General features: G+C 60.4%; 15 protein-coding genes and 2 pseudogenes. 8 read left to right on the top strand and 9 right to left on the bottom strand.

The genetic code is table 11. The annotated features are described in order from the left end of the window. Positions 1–7: 7 nt before the first annotated feature. The 6 genes from XM1_RS23255 to XM1_RS11315 form a co-directional block, all read right to left on the bottom strand. A protein-coding gene (locus XM1_RS23255) for an IS630 family transposase (protein WP_156428706.1) occupies positions 8–965 on the bottom strand; the annotation gives its coding sequence in 2 pieces (ribosomal slippage) (positions 8–635 and positions 634–965; 960 coding nt in all). Positions 966–1,113: 148 nt separating this feature from the next. Further along, positions 1,114–1,362: a hypothetical protein gene (locus XM1_RS11300; protein ID WP_068428062.1), complete on the bottom strand. Its 249-nt coding sequence runs from the start codon at positions 1,360–1,362 to the stop codon at positions 1,114–1,116. After that, complete coding sequence (locus XM1_RS11305; RefSeq protein ID WP_369815998.1) at positions 1,359–2,567, bottom strand: IS91 family transposase; 1,209 nt, start codon at positions 2,565–2,567, stop codon at positions 1,359–1,361. The genes XM1_RS11300 and XM1_RS11305 overlap by 4 nt, the downstream gene beginning before the upstream one ends. A 1-nt stretch (position 2,568) precedes the next feature. Further along, positions 2,569–3,426, bottom strand: coding sequence for a tyrosine-type recombinase/integrase (locus XM1_RS11310; protein ID WP_068428055.1), 858 nt, complete (start codon positions 3,424–3,426; stop codon positions 2,569–2,571). 136 nt (positions 3,427–3,562) lie between these two features. After that, positions 3,563–4,516, bottom strand: coding sequence for a hypothetical protein (locus XM1_RS24010; RefSeq protein ID WP_148207301.1), 954 nt, complete (start codon positions 4,514–4,516; stop codon positions 3,563–3,565). Positions 4,517–4,751: 235 nt separating this feature from the next. After that, positions 4,752–5,813: a HEAT repeat domain-containing protein gene (locus tag XM1_RS11315; protein ID WP_068433474.1), complete on the bottom strand. Its 1,062-nt coding sequence runs from the start codon at positions 5,811–5,813 to the stop codon at positions 4,752–4,754. Positions 5,814–5,972: 159 nt separating this feature from the next. On the opposite strand from XM1_RS11315, the pseudogene XM1_RS11320 reads away from it, so the two are divergent. After that, positions 5,973–6,314 (top strand): annotated as a pseudogene (locus tag XM1_RS11320) (transposase); the annotation flags it as partial. Between the two features lie 173 nt (positions 6,315–6,487). Here the strand turns inward: XM1_RS11320 and XM1_RS11325 are convergent. Then, entirely contained in the window at positions 6,488–7,666 is a 1,179-nt protein-coding gene (locus tag XM1_RS11325) for a FecR domain-containing protein (RefSeq protein WP_082700461.1), read from the bottom strand. A gap of 1,143 nt (positions 7,667–8,809) precedes the next feature. On the opposite strand from XM1_RS11325, the gene XM1_RS11330 reads away from it, so the two are divergent. From XM1_RS11330 to XM1_RS23260, 4 genes and pseudogenes are all read left to right on the top strand, one after another. Next, positions 8,810–9,178: a hypothetical protein gene (locus tag XM1_RS11330; RefSeq protein ID WP_068433479.1), complete on the top strand. Its 369-nt coding sequence runs from the start codon at positions 8,810–8,812 to the stop codon at positions 9,176–9,178. Between the two features lie 521 nt (positions 9,179–9,699). Next, positions 9,700–10,728, top strand: coding sequence for an IS110 family transposase (locus XM1_RS11335; RefSeq protein WP_068430816.1), 1,029 nt, complete (start codon positions 9,700–9,702; stop codon positions 10,726–10,728). 304 nt (positions 10,729–11,032) lie between these two features. After that, a pseudogene (locus XM1_RS11340) lies at positions 11,033–11,203 on the top strand (IS630 family transposase); the annotation flags it as partial. Positions 11,204–11,279: 76 nt separating this feature from the next. Then, positions 11,280–12,121, top strand: a protein-coding gene (locus XM1_RS23260) for an IS5 family transposase (RefSeq protein ID WP_148207253.1) whose coding sequence is annotated in 2 segments (ribosomal slippage) — positions 11,280–11,652 and positions 11,652–12,121 — 843 coding nt in all. Because the reading frame shifts where the segments join, the coding sequence is not laid out codon by codon here. Positions 12,122–12,127: 6 nt separating this feature from the next. On the opposite strand, the gene XM1_RS23265 is transcribed toward XM1_RS23260, so the two are convergent. Together XM1_RS23265 and XM1_RS11355 are read right to left on the bottom strand one after the other, a co-directional pair. Next, the gene (locus XM1_RS23265) at positions 12,128–12,340 is read right to left on the bottom strand and encodes a response regulator transcription factor (protein ID WP_082700462.1); all 213 of its coding nucleotides are present in this window, start codon (positions 12,338–12,340) and stop codon (positions 12,128–12,130) included. Between the two features lie 150 nt (positions 12,341–12,490). Next, positions 12,491–12,703 carry a hypothetical protein gene (locus tag XM1_RS11355; protein ID WP_231920480.1) on the bottom strand — a complete coding sequence of 71 codons (213 nt, stop codon included), beginning with the start codon at positions 12,701–12,703 and terminating at the stop codon, positions 12,491–12,493. Between the two features lie 611 nt (positions 12,704–13,314). Here XM1_RS11355 and XM1_RS11360 point away from each other — a divergent pair. The 3 genes from XM1_RS11360 (at position 13,315) to XM1_RS11370 (ending at position 16,298) form a co-directional block, all read left to right on the top strand. Beyond that, on the top strand, positions 13,315–14,415 hold the full coding sequence (locus tag XM1_RS11360; protein ID WP_068433480.1) for a response regulator: 1,101 nt from the start codon (positions 13,315–13,317) through the stop codon (positions 14,413–14,415). Between the two features lie 63 nt (positions 14,416–14,478). After that, positions 14,479–15,630, top strand: a complete 1,152-nt coding sequence (locus XM1_RS11365; protein ID WP_068433481.1) for a two-component system response regulator — start codon at positions 14,479–14,481, stop codon at positions 15,628–15,630. Between the two features lie 5 nt (positions 15,631–15,635). Further along, positions 15,636–16,298 (top strand): histidine phosphatase family protein, encoded by a 663-nt coding sequence (locus XM1_RS11370; RefSeq protein WP_068433482.1) that lies wholly within the window; start codon positions 15,636–15,638, stop codon positions 16,296–16,298. Positions 16,299–16,306: the final 8 nt, after the last annotated feature.

Here is a 16,306-nt window from a genome sequence, read left to right on the forward strand (position 1 = left end):
CGAGCCTTTAATCTGAAACATACCCAGCCTCCTTGAGATAGTTCCAGCATTCGTCGGAAGTGTAGAGGTCGCAGATATTGCCAACGGCCTTCCAAAGGGCGTCGATGGTGCGGGCGCCGATACGTCGCAGATGGGCCTTGAGCTTGGCGAAAGCCATCTCGATCGGGTTGAGGTCGGGACTGTAGGGCGGCAGGAAGAGGAACCAAGCCCCGCGTTCCTTGAGGATGGCCTTGGCCTTCTCGCTTTTATGGCTGGAGAGGTTGTCGAGGATGACGACATCGCCCGGCTGGAGCGTCGGCGCCAGCTGGGTCTCGACGTAGACCTCGAAGGTTTTCCGGTTCATGGGGCCGTTGATGATCCAGGGAGCGGTCAGGCCGTCACAGCGCAACGCGGCGACGAAGGTCTGCGTTCCCCAATGGCCGAATGGCGCGCGGGCCTTGAACCGCTGCCCTCGCCGAGCCCGTCCACGCAGGCGGGTCATCTTGGTCGTGGTGGCGGTCTCGTCAATGAAGGCCAGCCGATGAGGCTCCTGGCGCATCCGGACCTGGCGGTGGCTCCGCCAGGTCCGGCGCTCCGCCACCACATCATCGCGACCGGATTCGGTGGCCAGCAGCGTTTTTTTTGACGCTGAAGCCTTGCTTGACCAGAAACTTCGACAATGAAGCAGGATGAGCCACCACGCCGTATTCGGCCTTCAGCTTGGCCGCCAGTTCCACCATCGTGATGTCGCCTTGCGCCTCGACCCAGCCGACCAGAAGATCGGCAAAGGCCGCCAGCTTGCCGCCGCCCGGCGGACGCCCCTGCCGCGAAGGCTCCAGAGAACCCGTCGCCGCCATCCGTTGCGCAAGGCGGACGCTGGTCGCCGCGCTCACCCCAAAACGCCGGGCCGCCGCTCGACGCGATTGGCCCTGCTCAATCTCACCGTAAACCCGGACCCGAAGGTCTGATGACAACCCTTTGCCCATGATCCACCTCCACATAAAGGTGAATCACATCTCGCGCCGCTTGGGAATCTGGAGGGTTCTCTGAGGTCCGGCCGGTACGACGGCAGCCTCAAAGGAGCCGGACCTCTGAGAAGCCGGATTGAACGAAACCGCGGGACGCAGACGAGGTCTATGGGGATTTGGCCGTGGCGGTGGGTGCGCCGGGCGGCTGGGGCGGTGAGATGACGGCCGAGGGGGCGTTCACGGGCGCGGCGGCCAGGACCAAAATTGCGGCGGCGGTTGCCGTGAGGTGCCGATCGGCGGCAATCGCGCTGACCATGATGGGCGCCAGGACACGATGTGGGCGACCGAGCGCGATGCCGACGGCCAGCGTCGGTGCGAGCACGGTTCCCAAGAGCAGGCACGGTACGGCGGTCATGACGTGTCGATCCGGTAGGCGGCATGGCCGGCCGGTGATCGAGGGATGGCGCCGAGCGGCGCCATAGTGCCGCCGCAGCATGGGCAGCGGCGGAGGTCGTGGCCGGTGAGGCGGTGATGGCGGTCGCGGTAGTCGTCGGGCGTCCCCGCCGTGACCGTTGCCGGCGCCGGCACGGCCAGCAGGCGACGGCAGTTTTCCAGCTTGGCCGCCCGCTGGCCGTTGGCGAGGAATCCGTAATGACGGATGCGGTGGAAGCCGTCGGGCAAGACGTGGAGCAGGAAGCGGCGGATGAATTCGCCGGGCTGCAGCGTCATCACCTTCTGCTTGTCGTGATGACGATAGTCTTTCCAGCGGAAACGGACCGAGCCGTCCGCGATCTCGACCAGGCGGCTGTTGGCGATGGCAACGCGGTGGGTGTAGCGGCCGAGATAGGCCAGCACCTGCTCGGGGCCGCCGAATGGGCGTTTGGCGTAGACCACCCAGTCGGTTTTGCGCAGCGGCGCCAGATGGCGGGCAAAGGCGGCCGGCTCGGCGAGGGCTGCGAGGTCGGAGAAGAAGGCGAGCTTGCCCGCCAGGAACGCCGCCGTCATTTGGGCCAGAAACAAGCGGCGGAACAACCGGGACAGCACACGCACCGGCAGGAAGAAGCCCGGACGGCAGGCGACCCAGCGGCTTCCGTCCGGCGACAGGCCGCCGGCCGGCACCACGCAATGGAGATGGGGATGGTGCTGGAGCGCCTGTCCCCAGGTGTGCAGCACGGCGACGAAACCGGGTTCGGCGCCGAGATGCCTGGGATCGGCGGCGATGGTGCGCAGTGTCTCGGCTGTCGCCTTGAACAGGATGTCGTAGACCACCGCCTTGTTGTGGAAGGCAATGGCGGCGATCTCGGCCGGCACGGTGAAGACGACGTGGAAGTATGGCACCGGCAGCAACTCGGCTTGGCGGTCGGCCAGCCACTGGGCGCGTGCCAGCCCCTGGCATTTGGGACAATGCCGGTTGCGGCAGGAATTGTAGGCGATGCGCACCAGCCCGCACGCACCACAGGACTCGCTATGGCCGCCCAATTGCGCCGTTCGGCAAGCCTCGATGGCGGCCATCACCCGGCGGCGGCCGCGGTCGAGATGTCCATCCTGGGCAGCCCGCCATGCACTGCCGAAGCGGCGGAACACGTCCGCCACCTCCAGTCCCCCGGCCATGGCTGCCATCTCAGGACGGCGGCACCACCATCAGGTCGAGGCCGTCGAGTGGGCTGGTCGTCTTGGCGATCATTGCGTTGGAGACCTGGGTGTAGCGGGCCGTGGTCGACAGATTGTTGTGGCCGAGCAGCACCTGAATGATGCGGATGTCGGTGCCCGCTTCCAGCAGATGGGTGGCAAAGCTGTGGCGCAGGGTATGAACGGTGACGCACTTGTCGATCCCGGCGGCGGCACAGGCCGAGCGGCACGCGCAATTCAGCACATTCGGCTCGATCGGCTTGTCCTCGCGGCCGGGAAACAGCCAATGCCCGGGCCGCGCCAGCCGCCAATAGGTGCGCAGGATGCCGAGCAACTGCGCCGACAACATGACGTAGCGGTCCTTGCGCCCCTTGCCCTGCTCGACCCGGATCACCATCCGGCCGCTGTCGATGTCGGCCAGCTTGAGCGCCACCACCTCTGATACTCGCAGCCCGGCGGCATAGGCCGTGGTCAGCGCCGTGCGGTTCTTCAGGCTGGGCACCGCCTCCAGGAAGCGCACCACCTCGTCGGCGCTCAATACTACTGGCAACCGCCGCGGCTGGCGGGCATAGGTGATCCGCTCCGGGGTCTCGGGGCACCGCAGCGTCACCCCGTAGAAGAACCGCAGCGCCGCCACAAACTGGTTGAGGCTGGCCCACGAAATCCCCTGCGACACCAAGTGGACCTGCCACGTGCGCACGTCTTCAAGGTCGAGCCGATCCGGCGATCGATTGAAGAAGCGGCTGAACTTCGAAACCGCATGAAGGTAGGATCGTTGCGTCGCCGGCGAAAGATTGCGGACCGTCATGTCCTCGATCATGCGGCGACGCAAAGGGCTCAATTCGGCCATCGGGGGCCTCCTGTCTGTAGGGGGGGGCGTGGAAAACCAACCTTCTCAGACAGGAGCCTTCGCCGTCCCCTCAGGCTCCAATACCGCGCCAGCGGTTTCGTTCAATCCTCACGATTCAGGTTTCAGGCAACTTGCTCTAGCCTTCGGGCGGAAAAGCCCATCGATAGGCCCTGTAGAATAGAGAATCGCCGCGCTTAAGTGCCCCTTGGATATGGCGATAGCGTCTCGGAGAAACCCGTATCTTCGAATCATCGAAAGGCCCTATGTCCGGTGCGATGATCCGGATGAATTCGAGAGCGGGTGGGTAGCCGCGTAGAGCAGAAGCAACGGTCATGGCCTTAATGGTTTCTCCCATTTGGCGCCAGCGTTCGACCGATGCTTCCCGTAGATCTTGATCTGAAGTGGGCGTAATGCCGTCGCTGTTCTCGGCAGCCATACTCGTGAGCGGGATCGACCTCGTGATTCCCATGCGGGTCGCTACGGCGCTGAACGTTTCCCCAGCGCCCGTCCGAATGGCACCGCCAATAGCTTTGATGCGAGGCAGGAGATGTCTTTTCGAAATCCCGGAAAGGGCGCGTAACATGTGATAGCTGGTATTTCGTGCGGATTTAAGTACCGCTCCCAAGGTCGCCATGACGCCGCCGCGCGGACTCTGGCCTTCATGTCCGTATCGAGGCCGCATCTCATTGGTGGGGTGATAGAAAACACCTGTTCGAACATCAGGTGGCGCCCCATCTCTCGCCCGGAACTGTGCCGCAGGCTCTTCTATGGGCATATCCAGACTTCCGTCACGCCGCCCAATGGCCTCCTTCAATGCAGAGCCCAAAGGGCGATTGGCTAGGAATGTCAACGCGTCTTGCTCTCGCTGACTGCGCTCCTCAATTGACTTCGGTGGCAGGGCTAGGGGAGACATGGCATTGGCGATGCGAGCAGCCTCTACCCGGTCAAGACCAAGGTTTTCCATGACGGGCTGCCATTCGGACGGGCCGCCGAATGCCGCCAGCAGAAAATAGTCACGCTCGAGTGTGCGGAGATCCTCCCAGCTTCGTCGGCTGCTTGAGTGTGTAGGCGGAGTGTAATCGGCGCACATGGGGCAATCTTTCCACTGTCTGTCCCGCTCGCCTTTCGTGCCGCGGAAGGTTGTGACCTATCCCCAGCACTGCTGGTTTCGATTGAAGGGAACCGAGTGACGACGACGACATTAACCGAGCACGACCGCTCCAACATAGTAGGCCACGCCGAGCCCAATGACGAGGATCGCCATCAGGATCAGCCGCGCACGGCGGGCGCGCCGCTGAAGAACACGGGAGGGACGGGGCCGGAGGTCAGACATGGCCCTCGGCCTCACGAACGAGTGCAGCCAGCAGGCGCTTGGCCACGACGTCAGGCGGTAATTCGCCAACCTCCAGCGCCTTGGAGCCAAACTCGGAGGTAACCACCACCGTCTCCCCTTTCAACTCGCATCTGCCGATATAGGGGATTTCATCGATCTCAACGACAATATCGTGCGGGCCAATCATGGCGGTTGTAGCTCTCGACAATCTCCGAACCCGATCGGACACCTTTGCGGACAACGCTGAGCCACACTCATCAAGAGCCGATAACACTGCTTCGGCCAAGTCGGGCCGATCTTGTGCCACCCGACCAAGCAGCACGACGGCGTCGTCGTCGGCAATGTCGGCTAAGGCATCGATTACTTCGTGGTTGGGCGCCGATTCTAACGCTTCGCTCAGCGCCTCTAGGGCATCAACCTTCCCAAATCGCCCAAGGGCGCAGGCCGCGGCAATGCGAACGCTGGGGTGCAGATCATCTTGAAGATCCAACAAGATAGCGACAACATCAGGATCTAAGCGTGCGCTGCGACAGGCATCGGCACGGACATCGGGTTCGTCATGGCGCAGCAACCGCATCGTCACGGCGGCAGGCAGGGTGACGCCGGTTCGAGCTGCTGCGGCAACAGCCAGTACCAACCCAGGCCCCTGAACCATATCTCGTGTGATGATCCGCTCCACCGCAGTCGCCGCCTCTGGGCCGCCGATTTCAACCAAGACTTCAAGTGCCACGGCTTGCTCGCGGATCAAGGCACTGAGGCCAAAGCCAGAGAACCTCTTGCAGATACCCTCAAGGGCTGGCACAGCCGCGGTCAATTTACGCCGCCCACATTCGGTCATCCGGGCGAAGATTTCCGCAATCCCAGCGGTTGCGATTCCTGCCACCAATTCTTGATCTGGTAACGAGCTGAGATCGGCAGGCGCGCGGCCATCGGCCCGCGATGAAGGCTTCGCCGATGGGGCTCGCTGTTCAAAGAGATGGAGCTGGCTTTTCGACATGGCGGTGATGATGCCAATTTTCTGCAAAAGAGAGAAGGCGTGAAGTTCGCCGACCAAAACTGTTGGCAACACTCAAAAGTGGAGCGCCATCTCCTTTCTCGACATCAAGAATGAATATGGATGCCCAATGAGCGAGAGGCTGTTCAGTAATTGCTCACGGGGGTGGCGAAAGGCTTGCGTCGCGACTCGGAATATGAGTCAAAGCTATGTATGAAGCTGGCCGCCTACGCAGCCAAGGCCGAACGTCGCCTTGATGCAATGGTTGCCACCCCCGCCGCCCATCCCGCCGGACAGATCCTCCAACGCCAGATCAAAGCGTGGCGCACCAAGTTCTTCGTCTTCCTCGCCGATCGGGAAGTGCCGCCCACCAACAACATCTCCGAGCGGGAAATCAGGCCATCTGTAGTTTTCCGCAAGGTCACCAACGGATTTCGCTCCGACTGGGGTGCCCAGATCCATGCCGGATATCGATCCGTCACCGGCACAGCCCGCCTGAAAGGTCAGGCCGCATTCGACGCCGTCCGGGAACTCATCGACGGCAATTTCGCTATCGCCTGAACCCCAGCGTCAACCCCGTGAGCAATTACGCTGGTCATGCTCAATGCCGACTCGGCCTAAAGTGAGGATCAAGGCTTATCTGCCGGAACCATAACCAGCTGTTGCGTGAAGTACGGGCAGTCATTGGACTTACGAACCTTCCACTTCCCGTTGGCAACGGGACATAGCGTTGTTTATCTGTCTGATCTAAGCGGAATCGGATTTTGGATTGAACGAAACCGCTGGCGCGGTATTGGAGCCTGAGCCGCGTCCTTCTGTACCGTCGGCGCCGCGGCCTTGAATGCCTCGGTGGCTTTCTCCGGAGCCAGGGTTTTGTCAGGGGTGATCGCCTTGTCGGGCTGGGGCGCTTTGGCCTCTGGCGGCAGCTTGGAAGGATCCACCACCTTGGTGCCCTCGGGGTGGGAAATATCCAACACGGCTCCTGCGTTGGGGCGCTCCTGAATGACCTTTATCGGTGGCACCTGATCCTTTCCCGGTGCCGTTGACCATTCCATGGCCCGACCAGGAGGAGGCGGAGGCGGCAGGCTGCTGACCGCCGAGCCGAAACTCTGGGCGATCACCGTCGGCGCCACCGGCACCGGAAGCGAGGGCGGGGCTGAGGCTGAGACGATCTGGATCAGAGTGTTGGCCGACCCCAGGATCTGGCTGCCGCTGGAATTACGCAGAACCACCTCGCCGGTACCACCGCCTGGATCACCCAGCAGAGCCACCTGGGTCTGACCCTGCTCGTCCACCCGACCGGCCACGGTCGTGCCCCGGATGCCGAGCGAAGCCGCCGGGGTCTTGATGATCATGGCATCGGGGCTGGAATGGGCAATCTGGCCGGACACCAGGCCGAACGCGCCATGGGCCACCGAGATCTCAGCCTTCCCCTGATGGGTGTCCGGATCATAGACCAACTGGTCAAGTACCATCTTGCCGGCGTTGCCCAGCGAGAAGGTGGAGCGGTCGGCGAAAACCAGACCGACGGATCCGTCGCCCGAGGTGTGGATCACGTCGCCCTGGAACACCACGTCGCCTTTTTGGAGGGTGGTGCTGGTGCCATCGGCATGCCGGGCGGTAACCGAGCCAGCCACCTTGTCCACCATGCCAATCTGTGGGCTGCCGCTGGATGGCGTTCCATCCGCCTGGGCATACTGGCCGGGAGCCAGCGGTCCAGCCAGCCTAGTAACCAGAGCCCCCTCGATCAGGGCGCCGGCATCGCTGACCAATGGCGGTGGAGCGTCGTTGGCAAAATAGTCCAGGATGACAACGGTACTGCCATCTGGGCGAACCAGGATGAGGTCGGCCCCCTTGCGGAAGAATTCTGAACTGAGAAGGAATCCCCCTTCCGGAACCAGCACCTTGGTCATGCCGGAACCATGAATTGTCGTCGTCACTGGTGTCGTCGTTGAAGACCGCGTTCCACCTTGCGCGACGGGGGTTGTCCCCTTTTCCCGCAATCCCCCCCCCAAACGCTATCGGTTATGATCCGATTTATGCATTCTCTCTTTGCTGCTCATCACAACAGAGCCTCATCCCGTGGGAGAGCCCCGTCATACTCGCTTCACATCGGACCAGCCGCTCAAGCAACACCGAGAGCCGATGCTCTTGCTTCTGACAATCTAGACCTTCGCTCCGGCGCAGCTCGATCTCTGCCTTCGTCATGTCGACGTTGTTACGCAGTGCTGAAAGCTTCGAGCACAGAGGCCCATATGATGGATGCTCAGCCACCTAAGGTCACGCCCGCCCATCCCAAGGTTATATGAAATTAACAAAAGAGGTATATTAGGTAAAGCATATTTCATGCATGTACGGCTGTGGCGGTGCGCAGGCACCTCGAACGGCCGAGTCGGGTCACGAAGGGCCGGTTGGCCGCGGTGGGATGGATGGCCGCACCGCCCCCATCAGCAGTCGTTGGGTGGAGGAAAATACAGCTGTAGATCCTTCTGCGCATTAGGTTGGAGCGCAAGCCCAGAGAGCGCTGATCCGCGAATGTATGGGGCATCACCCGCCTCAATCCTGTTCTTCAATTCCGGGCTCTGGCCGCTGATTTTCAGCTTGGCGCAAGGCGCCACAATTGCCGTTCAGATCGGTGGGCCAAATCCGCGGATTTGGCCCACCCGCTCACCTGTTTCCCAGTCCGCGCATCAGCGCAAGCTGGTGGCCAGAATCATTTTCAGGCCGAAATTTGTGGGACAGAAGGTCGACTAAACGTCGCAACTGATGCCCTATGTTACTGGGACTAGAGCACCAGCCCGTTACTAACGGCGACGTCGCGCCAAATCGCATTCCTTGATGGTTACACACGATCAGATTTCCAGCAGTCAAGATCCTTCTGTGGCCACCAAGGACTCTCTAAAGTACCTGGATAAGCAACCCGTTATTAATGTCCCATTTTATTTCGCCTTGCCGGGAGCCGTTAATTTTTAAGCGTCATGTTTATTTTCGTATCTTGTAACAATGCGACTTCGGCTTATGTTTCTGTCAACGTATGTTGTAACGGAGTCGGCAACATGGCTAAGAGTAACAGCGAGCGGGTTGAGACGTACCGGGCTAAGCAACGGGCGGCAGGGGTCATCGAGATGAATGTTCGCGTTCCATTCTCGATGCGTGAGTGCGTGCTTGATCTAGCGACTAAGTTGCGGGCCGGTGCGCCTTGGCCGCAAGATCAGCCGCCCGTCCAGATTCTGCGCGTCGAGGTTCCGGGGCCGGTCAAGATCAAGCACGTTGAGGTGCCGGGACCAGTCCGGGTCGAGCGCGTCGAGGTTCCGGGGCCGGGCGAGGTCAACTGGGTGATCGTGGGCGTGGTCGCATTACAAAGCCTGGTGATAGGCCTGTCGGCTGGTATGCTTTCGCAAAAATATTTTCATTTGATGAATTGAAATTGGTAAAATGACCAAGATCATCGTGTGGTGGCCGTGTCGGCCAGAATCGTTTTTGGGCTGAAATTTATGGGACATAGGGTCAGCTAAACTCCGCCTTGTCTTCCCTTTGTTACCGGGACTAAAGTTCCGCCCCGTTACTAACGAGCGACTTGTCAAAAACCACACGGCGACATCATTGTCGCACGACATTATGTCCGCCGTCCAAGCTCCTTCATTGACGAATCCAACTTCTTTAACGAGACCGGAGTTACTCCCCGTTTTTGTTGTCCCATTTCGCTTCACGACATCGGCCGTTATCGTTTTGTGTTTGTCGTATATATTCTCGTGTATTGTAACGATCCGGCGTCGGCTTCTGTTGCTATTAACGTATCTAGCAACGTCAGGACTGGCGCATCGTCTCCATCAGCTCGGGATCGACTAGTGGTCAAAATCTGATGGGGTGGACGGCCCCTGCTCACCGGCGTCGCAATGCGCCAAGATGGTGGTTGTCGAGACACACCATTTGAAGGGGGCCGTCCATGACCGAGGTTAGCACGATTGGTTTTGATCTGGCGAAGCGGGTTTTCCAGGTCCACGGGGTCGATGGCGACGGTGCCGTGACGATCCGGCGGCAGTTGCGCCGCTCCGAGGTCGTGACGTTCTTCGCCAAGCTGTCGCCCTGCGTGGTGGGGATGGAGGCGTGCGCCTCAGCCCATTATTGGGCGCGGACGCTGGCCAAACTGGGGCATGAGGTGCGCCTGATCCCGCCCTCGCGGGTCAAGCCCTATGTCAAGCGAGGACGGAAGAACGACGCAGCCGACGCTGCGGCGATCGCCGAGGCGGTGACACGGCCGCACATGGAGTTCGTGCCGGTCAAGAGCGAGGAGGCGCAAGCGGTGCTGATGCTCCATCGCACCCGCCGCCTGTTGGTGACCCAGCGCACCATGCTCGGCAATGCGCTGCGGTCGCATTTTGCCGAATACGGCATCATCGAACCGGAGGGGCAAGGTGGGCTGGCAAGGCTGGTCGTCTGTGCGCTGGACGCACCGGATGCGGCATTGCCTCAGGCGGCTCGTGAAGCCATGGCGATGCTGGCCGCGCATGTGCGTGAGACCGACTCCAAGATCGATGCGCTGGATCACGAAATCCTGAGATGGCACCGTAACGACGCCGACAGCCAGAGGGTCGCCTCCATTCCCGGCATCGGCCCGCTGATCGCCAGCGCCATCGTTGCCGCCATGGGCGATCCCAAGCGCTTCAAGACGGGGCGAGACTTCGCCGCCTGGCTGGGGCTGGTGCCATCGCAGAATTCCACCGGTGGCAAAACCGTGCTGGGGCCGATCACCAAGGCTGGGGACCGCTATCTGCGGTCGCTCCTGGTGGTCGGCGCCACCGGCACTTTATGGCGGCGGCGCAAAGAGCAAGGCACATGGCTGGCGGGCATGATGGCGCGGGGTAAGACGGCACGGCAGATCTCCGTCGCCCTGGCCAACAAGATGGCGCGCACCGCCTGGGCCATCCTCGCCAAGGGTGGCCTCTATCACGACGCGGCAGCACAGGCCGCCTGAGAAAGAGCGCGAGGAACAACCAGTTGCGAGGGCGATGAAAGCGTGATGGCGACCGGTCAATCCAAGGAACGGCAAAACCCAGCGTACGTCATGGCCGCCAAGGTCGTAAATCTGATCGGGAGCCGTTTCACGGATCACATCATGGCCAGCGGTCAGAGTGCCGCGCAAACAGGCCGGACACATGACTGCACCCGACCGGGGCGTCAGCGCGAAAAAATCTCCTTGCAACGCAGGGGCTGTCCACACATGACGGAAGAGTCCTGTGGTGGATTCCCCCGGCTGGCCGGATGTGCGAGTCTGGGGGATGCGCGAAGGGATCATCGTCGAAGTTAGCGCCGCCGACCGGATCCGCCTTGAGGCGGTGGTCGCGGACCGCAACAGCCCACAGAAGCACGTCTGGCGAGCGCGGATCGTGTTGCTGACCGCCGACGGCATTGGGACCGTCGAAATCATGCGTCTGACCGGCAAGGCTAAGAGGCCGTCCGGAAGGTTCTTGAATCAGGTGAATCGGTTATGATTCCATGGGTCTCCAGAGAAATGCTGGGGGCGCCATGTGGACCAAGGACAACCGACGGCTCTATGAGCGGAGCGGACTTCGCTATCCAAGTGATCTGACGGATGAGGAATGGTCGCTGGTGGCGCCGCTGATCCCACCGGCAAAGCGCGGCGGGCGCCAGCGAACGGTGGATCTTCGTGAAGTGGTGAATGGGATCTTCTACGTGTTGATGACCGGTTGCCAGTGGCGAGCATTGCCCACGGACCTGCCGCCCAAAAGCACGGTGCATGAATATCTTGGGCTGTGGGAATGGGATGGCACGCTGGCACGCCTCCATCACGCCCTGTTCATCGAGGTGCGGGAACTCTCCGGCAAAGAAGCCAGCCCGACGGCGGCGATCATAGACAGCCAGAGCGTCAAGGGCGCGGAAAAAGGGGGGCGCGGATTGATCCATCGGGCTACGACGCTGGGAAGAAGGTCAAAGGCAAGAAGCGGCACATCGTCGTCGATACGCTTGGCTTGATCCTCGCGGCTCATGTCCAACCGGCCGATGTCCAGGATCGTGATGGCGGATTGCCGGTCCTCAAGGAGGTCCGGCGCCTCTTCCCCTTCATCGTTCGGGTGTTCGCTGATGGCGGCTACCAGGGGGCCGCCACCGCGGCAGCCGTCCGCGCACTCGGGGCGTGGCACCTGGAAATCGTCAAACGCTCCGACACCGCCAAGGGGTTCGAAGTTCTGCCAAAGCGGTGGATCGTTGAGCGCACCTTCGGGTGGCTGGGGCGTTGTCGCCGTCTCGCCAAGGACTTCGAGAATCTCGCCAGGATGGCGCTGGCGTTTCTTCGCCTCGCCATGATCCGCCTCATGCTGCGAAGGATAGCAAGACACCGGAAATCATAGGAAACTTCACGGACGGACTCTTAGACATTCAGGCCAAGGCCCACCGGACATTGTTAGATCGAGCAGAGCCAAGTCGATGCCCGATTCACGCTCTCCCGCCTCAACGACTTCTGCGAAACTGCTCGCTTCCACAATTTGCGAAGCTTCCACGTACAGGGTGAGGATGTGACGCAGACCCTCGCGAAACAACTGGTGATCATCGGCAATAAGGATCTTCATCGGAAATGCCAAGCCCACTTTTCACGCCGTTGGCTATATGAGAGCCACGCCCAAAGTGTGCTTCGATTCCGTCTGGAATGCACCCGATAATGCAGATCCACTTGAAATTCGGGCACACACTATAAACACGCAGTTCCATCATTTGGCGTGTCAACGGGTCTGGATAAGGACCTCATCGATCTTGGTGAAGCCGCTGCCGACTCCCAGTTGAGACAGATGGACGGTTACCGAGCCATAACCATCAATCTTCGCCAGCCGCACCATGGTTCCCGACTTCGGGACGTCGATGATGCTGTCCACCGACCAAACCGTCCGGCTCCGACCGTCACTCTGATAAAGATCGCCAAGGGCAACAGCTTTCATGATCCACTCCCCTTGGGAGCGTTTCATTGCATACTGACGACGGTCTGATCAAGTGACAGATTGAAACCAAGATTATGGGATCAGCCCAACCTGGGGGCATAGCGGTCACTTGCTGCGCGGCTGCCAACGGGCTCACCGCGCGTCTTGTCTGCCGGTATCAATTGCTTGACTGCTCTTGGAGATAGAGCACAATTCCTTCAGGGGAGCAGTTTCGCCAATTCGGCCCCCCGCGAGGCCGACCGGGCCGCCTTCGACAGCCACCCGGTCGGCCATCTGCATTTTGGAACACTCATGCGTCACTTTGGTCTATCTGCGCCTCCGCCAATTCGCCGCCGCTCCAAGCCATGGTTTGCGTGGCTGGCTGTGATGGCTGCTATTGCGGGGGTGGTAGCAGTCTGGGTCCGATAGCGACACTGACCCGGCATAGCGGGCGTTCCCGCTGACTGGCGGTTGCCGGGGCACTGCGGTCGCCTGCCGCGCCGGGGCCGACCGGCTCAGGTTGACCCAATCCGGACGTCCAGACAACCACAGCGCAAACGCGCGAGACCATTGTTGTCGCAAAATTACTTTAGTATTACCATGTGAGCTACTTCAGGTTCTTTGAGCTTAAAATGGTTATGAGAAGCGAGCGTCCTGTCGTTCTTATCGTCGACGACGTTGCCGAGAACCTCCAAGTTCTTGGCGAGTTATTGCAGCCATCATATTTGGTCAAGGTGGCGACATCGGGCGATCGTGCGTTGAAAATCGCCTCTACCTATCCACAACCCGACCTCATTCTGCTCGATGTGATGATGCCGGTTATGGATGGCTATGAGTGCCTTCGGCGGCTCAGGGAAAATTCTGAGACGCGAAAGATCCCAGTGATTTTCGTGACCGCGCTAGATAGCACGGAGGATGAGCGTAAAGGGCTGGACTTGGGCGCGGTGGACTACATCACGAAGCCGATCCGTCCGGCCATCGTCGAAGCGCGGGTCCGTAATCATTTGGATATGAAGGCAACGCGCGATTGGCTGTATGACCAAAATATCGTTCTTGAGGCGGAATTAAGCCGCCTCCTGGAAATCCTTGCGCACCACTTGCAGGAGCCGGTTCGGCGCCAGTTCACCTTCGCCCAATTGCTGCAGCGCTCACTGCCGAAGCCATTGAATGAAGCCGCTGAAATGTCCCTGGCACAGATAATGGACGGGGCTGTACGGCTGCGGACCATGCTTCATGACGTCGTGCTGTATCTCGCGGCCTGCCAGGCTCCAGATCCTTCCGCGCTCTGTGATGCGGAAAATGCACTCAATATCGCCATCAGACAGGTTGGCCACCGGCTAGAAGATGCCGGGGGCAAGATCACTCGAGCTGAAATGCCGTCCGTTTGGCTGAACTCTGACCAACTGACTGCGATTTTCAGGGCGCTTATCACCAATGCCATCGATTACCGAGATCCGGAGCGCGACCTCCACATTGCCATCATTGCAAATCTCGATGGATCCGATGTTGTCTTTTCGGTTGCCGACAACGGCATAGGAATACCATGTGAATTCCGCGATCGAGTATTCTGGTTGTTTGAACGGCTTCATGCTGATTTTAACAGGCCCGGAACGGGCATCGGCCTTGCCCTAGTAAAGAAAATTGTCGAAGCCGCAAGGGGCCGAGTCTGGATTGAAGATGGTGATGAGGGGGGGGTGAAAATATGCTTTTCACTGCCTCGCCGAACCGAATAGACTATCTCGAAAGTTTATGGTTAGGCGACTTGCCATGGGGATGGCTATGACAAGGATCCACCTATGGACCAGGACTCGGGCCCGCATCCGCTGACAAGCGTCCTGATCGTTGACGACACCCCACAGAATCTGACCATCTTGGGGGAGCTTCTCCAGCTGTTGTACCAAGTCCGTGTCGCCAATTCGGGCGAGCGTGCTTTAAGGATAGTCGGCTCAACTCCTCGCCCAGACATCATTTTATTGGATGTCATGATGCCCGGCATGGACGGATACGCCGTCCTTGAGCGCCTCCGCTCGGATCCCGAGACACATGACATTCCTGTGATCTTCATCACCGCCATGAATGCCACAGAGGATGAGGAGCGTGGCTTAGCTTTGGGGGCGGTCGATTACATCACCAAGCCGATCGTCCCCGCGATCGTGCTGGCGCGGGTCCGCACCCATCTCGAGCTCAAGCGCGCGCGAGACCGTCTGGCCAGCCAGAATGACTGGCTGGAGCAAGAGGTCGCCCGGCGCATGAGCGAAAATCTGCTCATCCAGGATCTCAGTGTCCGCGCCCTGGCTTGTCTTGCAGAAGCCCGAGATAACGAGACCGGCCACCATATCATTCGGACGCAGGCCTATGTCGATCTCCTGGCCCGCCGCCTTGCCAATCATGAGCGCTTCCAACAAGCCTTGGTCGGCCCCCGGCTCGGTATGGTGGTTAAGGCTGCACCGCTGCACGACATTGGCAAGGTTGGTATTCCTGATGCAATTCTGCTCAAGCCTGGGCGGTTAACGCCTGACGAATTCGAGGTGATGAAGACGCATCCGGCTATCGGCGCTGAAGCTATTAGCCGTGCCATGGATCAGGCATTGGCGCAGGCCGACAACAAGATGGCAGCCCAAGCCGGCGAGGCATTCTCATTCCTCAAAGTCGCGCATGAGATTTCCATCGGCCATCATGAGAAATGGGATGGCAGCGGCTATCCAACGGGCCTGAGCGGCGAGGCCATCCCAGTTTCGGCCCGACTTATGGCTCTGGCCGACGTCTTCGACGCCCTGATTTGCAGACGGGTCTATAAGGCGGCAATGAGCATCGAGGACGCCACCGCGATCATAGCCGAGGGACGCGGCCGACATTTCGACCCCGATGTGGTCGACGCTTTCCTGTCGCGCCGCGATGACTTTGTTGAAATCGCTCGCCGCCACGCGGATCCCGAGCAGGGGGAGTAATAGCGATGAAGATCACTGTCCACATGGCCATTGCCCTGTTTGTGGCGACAGCCGTCCTCGGCCCAGTCGCCGCCCATGCCGACGCTACCGGCGCCGCACCGGCCGAGGCGGCTAAGTTTAAGGAGATCACCGCCACCAAGGAAACCTTGGAGCAGTTGCGCCGGGGAGGCTGGGCGCTTTACATGCGCCATGGCCGCACCGACAACACCAAGCCGGATCGATATCCCTCCGTCGATCTCAACGACTGCTCCACGCAACGGCCGCTGACCGAGGATGGGCTCAAAATGGCGGCCCAGGTCGGCGAGGAAGTTCGAAAGGCCCGCATTCCCATTGGCGAAATCCGCATCAGCCCGCTATGCCGGGTCAAGGACACAGTGGCGGCGGCTTTCCCAAACCACACGTTTACGCTCGACAATGAGCTACTTTACACGGCGAATTTGACGGATGCCGAAAAGCAGCCAAACATCGCCAATACCCGCCGCCTTCTTTCGGCGCCGGTCGCCAATGGAGTGAATCGGCTCCTGATCGCCCATGCGCCGAACCTGATGGACCTGATCGGTTATTTCCCCAAGGAAGGAACCCTGGTGGTGTTCCGTCCCAAGGGAAATGGCGAATTCGATTACATCGCCAGCATTCCGCCGTCTCTGTGGCCTAGCCTGCAACAATAGCCTTTTCG

Source organism: Magnetospirillum sp. XM-1, assembly GCF_001511835.1.
GTDB lineage: Bacteria > Pseudomonadota > Alphaproteobacteria > Rhodospirillales > Magnetospirillaceae > Phaeospirillum.

What these genes read in the sequence shown, in the direction of transcription:
- XM1_RS11300 (WP_068428062.1), bottom strand. Translation starts at nt 1,362, where the DNA reads ATGACCGCCGTACCGTGCCTGCTCTTGGGAACCGTGCTCGCACCGACG.
- XM1_RS11305 (WP_369815998.1), bottom strand. Translation starts at nt 2,567, where the DNA reads ATGGCAGCCATGGCCGGGGGACTGGAGGTGGCGGACGTGTTCCGCCGC.
- XM1_RS11310 (WP_068428055.1), bottom strand. Translation starts at nt 3,426, where the DNA reads ATGGCCGAATTGAGCCCTTTGCGTCGCCGCATGATCGAGGACATGACG.
- XM1_RS24010 (WP_148207301.1), bottom strand. Translation starts at nt 4,516, where the DNA reads ATGTGCGCCGATTACACTCCGCCTACACACTCAAGCAGCCGACGAAGC.
- XM1_RS11325 (WP_082700461.1), bottom strand. Translation starts at nt 7,666, where the DNA reads ATGACCAAGGTGCTGGTTCCGGAAGGGGGATTCCTTCTCAGTTCAGAA.
- XM1_RS11330 (WP_068433479.1), top strand. Translation starts at nt 8,810, where the DNA reads ATGGCTAAGAGTAACAGCGAGCGGGTTGAGACGTACCGGGCTAAGCAA.
- XM1_RS11335 (WP_068430816.1), top strand. Translation starts at nt 9,700, where the DNA reads ATGACCGAGGTTAGCACGATTGGTTTTGATCTGGCGAAGCGGGTTTTC.
- XM1_RS23265 (WP_082700462.1), bottom strand. Translation starts at nt 12,340, where the DNA reads ATGAAGATCCTTATTGCCGATGATCACCAGTTGTTTCGCGAGGGTCTG.
- XM1_RS11355 (WP_231920480.1), bottom strand. Translation starts at nt 12,703, where the DNA reads ATGAAAGCTGTTGCCCTTGGCGATCTTTATCAGAGTGACGGTCGGAGC.
- XM1_RS11360 (WP_068433480.1), top strand. Translation starts at nt 13,315, where the DNA reads ATGGTTATGAGAAGCGAGCGTCCTGTCGTTCTTATCGTCGACGACGTT.
- XM1_RS11365 (WP_068433481.1), top strand. Translation starts at nt 14,479, where the DNA reads ATGGACCAGGACTCGGGCCCGCATCCGCTGACAAGCGTCCTGATCGTT.
- XM1_RS11370 (WP_068433482.1), top strand. Translation starts at nt 15,636, where the DNA reads ATGAAGATCACTGTCCACATGGCCATTGCCCTGTTTGTGGCGACAGCC.